The organism is Curtobacterium sp. P97 (assembly GCF_023712445.1).
Taxonomy (GTDB): domain Bacteria; phylum Actinomycetota; class Actinomycetes; order Actinomycetales; family Microbacteriaceae; genus Curtobacterium.
The window spans coordinates 1-464 of record NZ_JAMAYF010000093.1; the positions used below are offsets into that span (position 1 = coordinate 1).

The window sequence follows — 464 nt, forward strand, 5'->3', positions numbered from 1 at the left end:
GTCACGGCGCGGAACTCCGGGCCGGCGTCGCCGGACTCGCGCTCGAAGCGCAGCACGTTCGCGGTGGGGTCGACCCGCCAGAACGAGGCGTAGGCCCAGCCGAAGCCGGTGCGGATGGTGTCCAGGGCGATGCGCAGGGCGGACTCGGCGTCGCATGCGGTGGTCAGCTGCTGCAGCACCGACGTGACCGCGGCGACGTCCTGCGCCGTCTTCCGGTCGGCCTCCATCGCCGCGAACCGGGCGATGGACTGCGAGACGAGCGTGCCCACGCAGCGCAGCGTGGCCAGCCGGCGCGGGCTGGGGGTGAGCTCCTTGCGGCAGAAGAAGTCCATGGTGCCGGTGACCTGGCCGTCGGTGAGCAGCGGGAAGCAGATGCCCGACCGGACCCCGACCTTCTGCGCGACGGGGGCCCGCACGCAGTCCTTGACCTCGCCCAGGTTGGCGGTGAAGACCAGGTCGCGGGT

General features: G+C 72.6%; 1 protein-coding gene. It reads right to left on the reverse strand.

Going from position 1 to position 464, the window contains the following annotated elements; translation table 11 throughout:
- Nucleotides 1-464: GAF domain-containing protein (locus M3677_RS17110; RefSeq protein WP_251161151.1), on the reverse strand; the 464-nt coding region annotated here is incomplete at both ends.